Genomic DNA, 9,778 nt, shown 5'->3' on the forward strand with positions numbered 1-9,778 from the left:
ATGGACGGGTTGGGGCTGGATCGACTCCGTAATTGCCGTGGGCATCGGGCTTTGGGTGCTGCCACGTGCGTGGGCCCTGTTAAAACAAAGCACACATATTTTGCTGGAGGGCACACCGGAACATTTGAACATTGACGAGATCAAGCAGGCACTGTCGAGCCACTGTGGCGTGGACAGCATTCATGATTTGCATGTGTGGTCCATTTCCAGCGGCAAGTCCAGCTTGTCAGTTCATGTGGTATGCCAGCACCGGGAGGTGGATTGGACTGATTTGCTTCAACAAATTCGCACCATGCTAGCAAACCGGTTTGACTTGCACCACACCACCATTCAGCTTGAGGCTACACCGTGTAGCGATGCAAGTGGAGAACACAGCTACACCGGCTCACCATGAAGCGCCCAGGTCTGCCGGGTTGTTGCTGGCATATGCGAGGCTTCCCCCGGCAATCGCGCTTGCGGTTACAATCAGGGCGGTAAACAATTTTCTCTGTTTCATAATTTCACCCCGTAGTTGAAAGTCAATCAATCAAACAAGTTTGCTTGTGACAGTTCCTACTTTGCCCATGCAAACTTAGCGCAACATTAGATGCGTTTCTGCATCGATGAGTTTTTGAAACTTCCCGGAATCCCTCTTTCTCGGCCCCAGCGAGCCGGTTAAACTGCTCTTATCGCATCAACCCGGTGTAGTGTGGCTACCCTCTCAGGGCCAGGAGATCAATTTGCTGTTTGAAAACCCAACCCGAATTCACCACTGGGCAGTCTGGGCACTGCTAGGTCTGTTCATTGTTTTTCTTAACCGCTACACGGGCTGGGACCAGGCCATTTCGAATGTATTTTTTGATCCGCAGGCAGCGAATTTTCCATTGAAACAAAACCAGTGGCTTGGCCTTCTTCTACACGATGGTTTGCGTTGGCTTGCGGCTGGCATTTGGCTGGGTTTTGGTTTTCTGTTGTGCTTAAAACCTTTCAGGCTGAAATATGGGGGAGCAATTGTTTTTATTCTGCTGGTCAGCTTGCTGACCGCACTGGTGGTCAGCGTACTGAAGGCCCAGTCCGTGCACAGTTGCCCTTGGAATTTGAAGCTGTACGGCGGAACAGCCGATTATTTCCGGTTGTTTCAAAACACCCGTGTTGTTGCGAACCCGGGACCCGGAAAATGCTTTCCCAGCGGGCACGCATCCACCGCATTCATGTGGATTGTGTTGTTGTACAGCCCAATGCCGTGGTTGAGGCAACACCGCAGCACAATGACCATCGCGGTGCTGTTGATGGGTGGGCTGGCTGGCGGCGTGCAAATTGCCAAGGGTGCCCATTTTGTAAGCCATGTACTAGCCACAACATGGCTTTGCTGGGGTGTTACCTTGTTTGCCCTTGCTGCTCAAAATGAGCTTTCAAAGCATTGGTGCGCTGCGTGCAAACGCCACTTTCAACCTCGAAAGTCAACATAAGTGCGCAGAACAAGTCGTCGTGCGTGAAGGGATAATCCTTGACCAGCCTCAAGTCGTCAGTACGGTAGTCAAAGTTTTTTCCAAACCACAACACCGAAGCCACATGGGTTTGTTCCCTGGGCGAAAACACATACGGCGCACCATGCAGATACATGCCTTTTTCACCCAGGGACTCGCCGTGGTCGCTCACGTACAGCATGGCAGTTTCATGGCTTGAATCGAATTTTTTCAGCAAAGCAATGGTTTGCGCCAAAAAATGATCTGTGTACAAAATTGCATTGTCGTAGGCGTTGTTGATTTCTTCGTCGGTGCATTTTGACAACTCATTGGTTTTGCACACCGGAGTAAACCGCTCAAACTCTGGCGGGTAGCGTTTATAGTAAGCGGGGCCATGGTTGCCCATTTGATGCAGCACAATCAACAGGTCTTTGCCGGGGTGTTTGCGTATGTGGTCTTCAAGCCCAACCAGCATGCCGGTGTCTCGGCATTCAGAATCGCAAACCGGGTTGATGGCCGGGTCGCGAAAATTCTCGTAGGGCAAACGAAGGGCAACGCCTTTGGAATCGGAATTGTTGTCGCGCCACAAAATTTCAACGCCTTGGCGTTTCAGCACATCCAGCACGTTCTCGAATTGATTGACCTTATCACCATCGAAGCCATCGCGCCCAGCCAGTGAAAACATGCAGGGCACCGACACGGCGGTTGATGTACCGCAGGAAGTAACATTGCCCAGAGAAACCACATCTTCTTTGCCCAACATGGGGTTGGTGGGCTTGGTGTAACCATTCAGTGCAAACCGGTCGGCACGCGCCGTTTCGCCCACCACCAAAACAATCAGTTCTTTGGGGTGCAGCGGGGGTTCATCATGCAATGCGGCGTCTGGCGCAACTGCCTGCACCACCACGGGGCCAGCACTGCCTTTGATTTTGCTGCTGGCCAAGCGAATGGCCGAGTAGGTGAAATACGTGGGGTTGGCGTAAAAGCGCAGGCTTTTGTGTTCACGGAAAAATGAAGCGTATTGGGAGGTAAAAGGCACAATCAACAACACCATGCCTGCCAGCAAACACACACTGAACAATGCCTTGGCGCGAAGTTCTGTTGCAAGGCCCTTTGCCCTGGGCATGCGCCGCAGCACGTACCAGGCAGGTAACACACCCAGAACCAACAAGTACAACAGCATGGAAATCGAAAACAGGTCGCCTGCCTCGGCCGCATTGGTTTGCAAGGTGTTTTCCAGCATGGTTTGGTCAATCACCGTGCCGTAGGTCGACATGAAATACGCCGCCATGCTTGAAGCAATCAAATAAAGAGCCAACACCCAAGGCGCTGCTCGCCCATGGCACAACCATACCAACAACAAAGTGGTGGCCAGGGTAAACAACAAAAATACGGATGCAACAAACAACACATTGCCATCGGAGAGGGGATAGGCTTGCACCAAGCGGCTTGTAAAACTGCCGTTGGCCAAAAGCATAAGGAACGCAGAAACACCTGCGACCCAACGGTTTTGCGGATTGAAAATATTGCGCCACATGGTGTTGTTCCTGATCAATGCAGCCGGCAAAGACGGCTTTTATTTGGTAGCGAAATTGTACACCGATGCCACTGATTTACCCTTAGCGTTGCCTCCAGGCGACTTGATCCAGCTCGTTATTGTTTCACTGAGAACCCGATGCGTACCCATTCCCCATCGCACTGGGCAAAGGGTTCACCCCCATGCAAACGGGCAATGGCAGCCACAATCGCCAAGCCCAGACCATGGTTATGCCCACTTTCATTGCGCGATTGATCTACCCGGTAGAAAGGCTCAAACAAATGAGGCACGCTACGCTGGGGAATACACACGCCTTTGTTGCTCACGGTAACGTTGACCAAGCCACTCGCATGCGCAGGTTCAATGTGAATGTGAATGGTGCTGCCCTCTTCGGCATACCGAATCGCATTGGACACCAGGTTGGACAAAGCCCGCTTGACCAATTCGGAATCAATGCGTGCTGAAGCATCGCCGTGCAATTCAAAGTGCAAATGCTTTTCCTCCAGCATGGCCTCCATGTAGTCCATCACCGTCATCACTGGTTCACTCAACTTTTCAACCCAGCGAAAATCGTTGTACTGTCCCTGGCTGGCATGCGACAAAAACAGCATGCTTTGAATAATGCGGTTCATGCGTTGCAGTTCTTCAAGGTGGCTGTGCAAGGCTTCTTTCAAATGCTCGGGATCGGGGTTCTTCTCGCGCAACAACAACTCGTGGCTTACGGTAAGGCTGGACAAAGGCGTGTTCAACTCGTGTGCCACATTGGAGTTAAACGATCGCAACTGTTCCTGATACTGCCCTACCTTGCCCATCAACTTGTTGAACTGCTCAATAACCGGGTAAAGCTCTTCGGGTTCATGGTCGCTTTTGATTCTGGCGTTGACATCTGAAGGATCAAAGTCCGCAATTTTTCGACCAAACTTGTTCAGGGGTTTCAATTCAAACCGGGCCAGTGTGCCGCTCAACAGCATGATGAAAAATCCCCAAACCACTGTAACCGCCGTAAACAGCAAAGCAATGAACTTCAAAAAACGTTTGTCTTCAGACACATCCATGGCCAATTCTAGATCTCGCATGGGCATGCTGCCGCCCAGTCCGTTCAAGGGGTGCATGTAGCTTACTTTGTGCTTCACCTGGCTTAACAACAACTGCGGGCCATATAGCACTTGCCCGTTTTCTCCGTGCACTTTTGCACGCACATTGCCAAGGCTTAACAGCAATTCATCCACCCGGCTCCACATTTCAGTGGGCAAAAGCTCGCTGTTACGGCCCAACACCTGTTCAACACTGGAAGCTGCGCGGCTGAGTGTGTCCTGGTGCCGCATGTCTTGCCACATGCAAATGGCTTGGTAACTGATGATGGCGATAATGCCCACGCCCAGAATACTGAGTATCGACATTTGCAATGAAGATCGCCTTGCTATTGAACGCCTCACGATGGAAGGTCCCCTACGGCCTGCTCATTGGCCTGCTCAACCACCGCGCGTTGTTCCAGCACATAGCCCATGCCACGCACGGTGTGCAACAAAGGCTGGTCAAAAGGTTCGTCCATTTTGCTGCGCAAGCGGCGCACCGCCACATCCACCACATTCGTTTCGCTGTCAAAGTGCATGTCCCACACCAGTTCTGCCAACTCGGTGCGAGAAAGCACCTCGCCTTTTCGGCGCAACAGCAACCACAACAGGCTGAATTCTTTGGCGGTCAAACGCAAGTCTTGCCCAGCCCGCTTGGCCTGGCGCTTTACGGCGTCCAGTTCAAGATCCGCCAGGCCGAGGTGGCTGCTGTCGGCAGTGGCACTGGGTTGGCCTTGCGCACGACGTGCCAGCGCGTGCACACGAGCTACCAACTCGGAGAATGCAAAGGGTTTGGTCAGGTAATCATCGGCACCCGCCTGCAAGCCCTTCACACGGTCTTCCACCATAGAGCGGGCGGTCAGCATGAGCACGGGGATGTTCATGGTTTGACGCAAGGCGGCCAAAACGCCCAAGCCATCCAGGTCGGGCAACATGCCATCTAGGATAATGAGTTCGTAATGGCCCTCGGTGGCCAGGTGCAAACCGTCAATGCCGTTGTGGGCAACATCCACCACAAAGCCTTCCGAGCTCAACCCTTTCTGAAGGTAGCTGGCCAGTTTTTTTTCGTCTTCAATCACCAGAATTTTCATCGAAACTGCACCGCTGCGGCCAAGTAAACACAACACGCAGTATAGAAGCTGGGCCGATATTTTTAAATTACAAATTTGTAATGTGCCTGTGGGCACTTGGTAATTCGAGGCTGCGTAAAGTACGACTCATGCCAACGCAATAACGCAACGGCAAAACTTAGTGAAGTACCTCAAAAGGAGATTTACCATGAACGCACGTCAATTGATCGCCACCTCCGTATTGGCCATTTCAGCATCTGTACCAGCCGTGGTCATGGCCAACCCAGCAACTCAGCAAGGCGATGGCACCAGCCACGTAGTGGCAGCCGAAAGTCAGCGTAACCAAGCTACACGCCAAGCTGTGTTGAATGAATATCAGAAGGCAGTACAAACCGGCGAATTCAGCCCGATCGCAGGTGACGCCAGCGAGACCGCTGAGGTTCAACTGTCAAATACAACCCGCGCCGAAGTACTGAGCAAAATCAATGGTGTTGACCTGACTGAAGGCGATGCCAGCTGATTGAAGAACACCGGTTAATTCACCGGTTTTCAAAGGTGCCTGTGATTCCCCGCACAGGCGCCTTTTGTTTTAAGATGAGGTTCATCTTTGCCTCAAAGCAGTACTCTTCATGTCGTCCAGCAAGAAACCCCCTGCGATCAACAACTCAAACGAATCGGCTGTGCCTTCGGGGCGCTTTGCACGTTTGAGCCGGTTTGGCGCCCTGGCCACCACCGTGGCGGGCTCAGTGGTTAAAAACGGCACAAAACAATTGGCACAAGGCAAACGCCCCAAACTGAGCAGTCTGTTGCTGACCCCCAAAAACGCCCTTCGCGTGGCCGATCAATTGGCCCAACTGCGCGGGGCGGCCATGAAACTGGGGCAATTGGTGTCGATGGACGCGGGCGACATGCTGCCACCGCAACTGGCGGAAATCATGGCCAAACTTCGGCAAGACGCCAAGCACATGCCGCGCAAACAATTGCTGGCCGTGCTCGAAAAAGAATGGGGTGAGAACTGGCGCGAGAGAGTACGCGAATTCAACCTGACACCGATTGCAGCCGCATCCATCGGGCAGGTGCACGAAGCCATTTCACTGGATGGTCAAAAACTGGCCATTAAAATTCAGTACCCCGGTGTGCGCGACAGCATCGACAGCGACATTGACAATGTGGCCACCATTTTGCGTTTCACTGGCTTGGTGCCCAAAACTTTTGATTTGGCTGCATTGCTGGCAGAAGCCAAAAAACAACTGCATGAGGAGGCGGATTACCTGAGGGAAGCCGAGTACATCGCCAAATACACCGAAGCATTGGGCGAAGACGAACGGTTCGAAATTCCCACGGTGAACACCGACCTGACCACGCAGGGCATATTGGCCATGCGCTATGTGGAAGGTATGCCGATTGAACAAATGGCCCATGCCACCCAACCGGTTCGCGACAAAATTGCCACCACCATGTTCCAGTTGTTGTTCAAAGAATTGTTGGGCATGCGCTTGATGCAAACTGACCCTAATTTTGCGAACTACCGCTACAACCCCAAAACAGGCAAAGTGGTATTACTTGATTTTGGTGCCACCCGCAGTTTTGATAAAGAACTGGTGGACGGTTATGTGGACGTGATGAAAGCTGCACAGGCAGGCAGCCGCAGCCTGATGGAAAAGGCCGCGACCCGCATTGGCTATTTCGATTCAAGCACGCAAACCCACCACAGGGAGTTGGTACTTGACTTGATGGATTTGGCCTGCGAGCCTTTTTGCACCAAGGGTTGTTTTGATTTTGGCAACACCGACCTGGCCGCGCGAATTCGCGACAAAGGCTTTGAGCTCGGCGAAGACCGCCAATTCTGGCACGCCCCGCCCATCGACTGCCTGTTCATACACCGCAAGCTGGGTGGGTTGTTTTTGCTGGTCACCCGCTTGAAAGCGCGGGTGGATGTTTCACAGTGCGTGAACACCTAAACCCTGGGCTGAAGCATGATGGTTGCCATGCCTGCAAGTGCAAGCAAGGCCCCAGCCACATCCCACCGTGTCAAGCCAACACCCTCAACCCAGTACAACCAAAGCAAGGCAACGGTGATGTACATGCCACCGTAAGCTGCATACGTTCGGCCAGCGGCTGACGGGTGCAAAGTAAGCAACCACGCAAACAACACAAGAAATCCCACTGCCGGAATCCAGAGCCATGGCGTTTTGTCTTGTTTTAGAACAAGCCATGGCAGGTAACAACCCAGAATTTCAGACACCGCAGTGGCCGCGAACAAGGCAGAGAGTTTCAGCAACTCCATGTTCACTTTGTTTTAAAACGCACAGTGGTTTTCTTCTTGTTTGCAAACTCCACCGTGGCCAGTGCCGTGTAAGCCGGGGTTTTCAGTTCAACACCCTCGCCTTGAAGCACGGTGGAATTGCCGGTTAATACAATCTCTTTCTTTTGCCCATCGTTCAACAAAATCACCTTGCCAGAGGCTTTGCTGAAGTCCACCGGCTCGCCATGATCCATGGCGTACAGCGAAGTGCCCTCAGGCTTTACCACCAACTCAAACTCCATGTGATTGCTTTCAGAGACGATACCGCCGTATTTGGGCTCGGTGCTGTGTATGTCTTTTCCTTGCGCAATTGCCGATACGGTATTCAAACCAAGACCCAGTGCCAGTGCGCACCACAGCAATTTGATTGATTTCATGTTCATTCTCCTTGTTCAAACTAAAAAAATTACAACGCTTGCGCGTCGGCCTGTTCCATCAGTTTTTCAGCATCCTTGCGCCCAAAAACCCAGAACAGTGCAGGGGTTAAAAAAGTGTCCAATAAGGTCGAGCTGATCAGCCCGCTGAAAATAACCACCGCCACAGGATGCAAAATTTCGGTGCCGGGGCGCTCAGCTTCAAACAGCAAAGGGGCCAAGGCAAACGCGGTAACCAGGGCAGTCATCAACACAGGGCTCAGGCGTTCCATAGAGCCTCGAAGAATCATGGACTGTGAAAATTGCTCATGCTCAAACCGCATCAGGTTGATGTAGTGGCTGACTTTCAAAATCCCGTTGCGCACGGAAATTCCAGCCAGCGTAATGAAGCCGATCAGGGCCGCCACCGACAGCGGCTGACCCGACAGCCACAGGCCCAGTACAGCGCCCACCATGGCCAGCGGAATATTACCCATGATAATGGCCGACAGCCGCACTGACTGGTAACGGCTGTACAACACAGCGAACATCAAAGTGAGCGAAATAATGGACAGAAAACCCACCAGCCGTGTGGCCTCTTCCTGCGCTTCAAACTGCCCACCCAGGGTAATGAAATAGCCCTCAGGCAATTCAAGGCCATCTACTGTGTTGCGAATATCGGCCACCACTTCCGACAAGGCCCGGCCTTGGGCATTGGCAGAAATCACGATTCGGCGCTTGCCATCGTCACGGCTGATCTGGTTGGGGCCATCGCCGTCCTCGACCTGCGCCAGCACCGACAAAGGCACTGCACCCTGGGGCGTTGGAATCAGCAACCGTTCAAGTTGCTGCGGGCCTCGATCCGCTTCAGCCAGCTTCAACACCAAAGCAAAACGCCGGTTGCCTTCCACCACCTGGGTAATTTTCTCGCCTTCCACCAGAGCCTGAAGTGAATGCAGAATATCGGAGGACGACACGCCGTACCGGGAAGCGGCGTCGTAATTGATCCGCACCTTGATTTCCGGAGCCAACACCTGTTTCTCAACTTCAAGATCAACCAGACCATCAATGCGGGCCAACTGCGCACGCAGTTGCTCTGCGGTGCCCCGAAGGGTGTCGAGATCCTCACCAAACACCTTGATGGCAATTTGTGAACGCACGCCCGAGAGCATGTGATCAATTCGGTGTGAAATGGGCTGCCCAAGCGCAACGGCTGCCGGCAGGTTCTTCAGCCTTGCCCGAATATCTGCCTGAACTTCGGCCATGGGGCGTGTCATTTCACTTGCGGGAATCAAACCCAAATCCAGTTCAGACACATGCACACCCTCGGCATGCTCGTCCAGTTCAGCCCTGCCGCTACGCCGACCCACATGGGTAATTTCCGGAACACCCTGAAGCAGCAATTCGGCCTGCGAAGCCAGCTTTGACGATTCTTCCAAAGTAACGCCCGGATTCAAGCGCATACCGATCAACAAGGTACCCTCGTTGAACGGTGGCAAAAATGTTTTGGCAAAAAACGGCACTGAAACACCCGCAATCAACACTGCCACCACACCGGCCGCAATGGCAGCCTTCGGCTTGTTTAAAACGGGCATCAGGCTTTGCTGATACCTGGCCTTCAACCATGCCAGTACCTTGGTGTCGCCATGGTCCAGGTTCTTGATGCGCGGCAGCAAGTAATACGACAACACCGGCGTTACTGTGACCGACACAATCAGCGAGGCCAGCGTGGACACAATGAACGCAATGCCCAAAGGCACAAACAGCTTGCCTTCAATACCCGGCAACGCAAACAGCGGAATAAACACCAGCACAATAATGGCCGTGGCGTACACAATGCCGGTTCGCACTTCCAGCGATGCTTTTCGAACCAGTGCGATCAGGTCGAATGAGGCACCGGGGTGCCTGGCCCGTTGCTCTTTCAAACGGCGAAGAATGTTTTCCACGTCCACCACCGCATCATCAACCAAACCACCGATGGCAATGGCCAAACCG

11 protein-coding genes are annotated in these 9,778 nt (G+C 52.9%); 4 read left to right on the top strand and 7 right to left on the bottom strand.

What is annotated here, in order from left to right; translation table 11 throughout:
- A partial coding sequence (locus tag A0129_RS14925; protein ID WP_291716205.1) for a cation diffusion facilitator family transporter occupies positions 1-394 on the top strand: 394 nt, incomplete at its 5' end.
- Here A0129_RS14925 and A0129_RS14930 read toward each other — a convergent pair.
- Positions 386-496: an MICOS complex subunit MIC60 gene (locus tag A0129_RS14930; RefSeq protein ID WP_240605654.1), complete on the bottom strand. Its 111-nt coding sequence runs from the start codon at positions 494-496 to the stop codon at positions 386-388. The genes A0129_RS14925 and A0129_RS14930 overlap by 9 nt on opposite strands.
- Before the next feature lie 223 nt (positions 497-719).
- Between A0129_RS14930 and A0129_RS14935 the strand changes: the two genes are divergently transcribed.
- Positions 720-1,448 carry a phosphatase PAP2 family protein gene (locus A0129_RS14935; protein ID WP_291716206.1) on the top strand — a complete coding sequence of 243 codons (729 nt, stop codon included), beginning with the start codon at positions 720-722 and terminating at the stop codon, positions 1,446-1,448.
- Here the strand turns inward: A0129_RS14935 and A0129_RS14940 are convergent.
- From A0129_RS14940 to A0129_RS14950, 3 genes are all read right to left on the bottom strand, one after another.
- Complete coding sequence (locus A0129_RS14940; RefSeq protein WP_291716207.1) at positions 1,357-2,982, bottom strand: phosphoethanolamine transferase; 1,626 nt, start codon at positions 2,980-2,982, stop codon at positions 1,357-1,359. The genes A0129_RS14935 and A0129_RS14940 overlap by 92 nt on opposite strands.
- A 116-nt stretch (positions 2,983-3,098) precedes the next feature.
- Positions 3,099-4,382 carry an ATP-binding protein gene (locus tag A0129_RS14945; RefSeq protein ID WP_291716208.1) on the bottom strand — a complete coding sequence of 428 codons (1,284 nt, stop codon included), beginning with the start codon at positions 4,380-4,382 and terminating at the stop codon, positions 3,099-3,101.
- A gap of 32 nt (positions 4,383-4,414) precedes the next feature.
- Positions 4,415-5,146, bottom strand: a complete 732-nt coding sequence (locus A0129_RS14950; RefSeq protein WP_171097028.1) for a heavy metal response regulator transcription factor — start codon at positions 5,144-5,146, stop codon at positions 4,415-4,417.
- Positions 5,147-5,333: 187 nt separating this feature from the next.
- Here A0129_RS14950 and A0129_RS14955 point away from each other — a divergent pair, with 187 nt between their 5' ends.
- Positions 5,334-5,645, top strand: a complete 312-nt coding sequence (locus A0129_RS14955; protein ID WP_105027831.1) for a hypothetical protein — start codon at positions 5,334-5,336, stop codon at positions 5,643-5,645.
- A 109-nt stretch (positions 5,646-5,754) separates the two neighbouring features.
- Entirely contained in the window at positions 5,755-7,086 is a 1,332-nt protein-coding gene (locus tag A0129_RS14960; RefSeq protein ID WP_105027830.1) for an AarF/ABC1/UbiB kinase family protein, read from the top strand.
- On the opposite strand, the gene A0129_RS14965 is transcribed toward A0129_RS14960, so the two are convergent.
- From A0129_RS14965 to A0129_RS14975, 3 genes are all read right to left on the bottom strand, one after another.
- Positions 7,083-7,412: a YnfA family protein gene (locus A0129_RS14965; protein ID WP_105027829.1), complete on the bottom strand. Its 330-nt coding sequence runs from the start codon at positions 7,410-7,412 to the stop codon at positions 7,083-7,085. The genes A0129_RS14960 and A0129_RS14965 overlap by 4 nt on opposite strands.
- A gap of 2 nt (positions 7,413-7,414) precedes the next feature.
- A complete protein-coding gene (locus A0129_RS14970) occupies positions 7,415-7,807 on the bottom strand; it encodes a hypothetical protein (RefSeq protein ID WP_240605653.1) in 393 nt (130 codons plus the stop codon).
- Between the two features lie 29 nt (positions 7,808-7,836).
- Positions 7,837-9,778: efflux RND transporter permease subunit (locus A0129_RS14975; protein ID WP_291716209.1), on the bottom strand; the 1,942-nt coding region annotated here is incomplete at its 5' end.

The organism is Limnobacter sp. CACIAM 66H1 (genome assembly GCF_001601825.1).
In the GTDB taxonomy this organism is placed as follows: domain Bacteria; phylum Pseudomonadota; class Gammaproteobacteria; order Burkholderiales; family Burkholderiaceae_B; genus Limnobacter.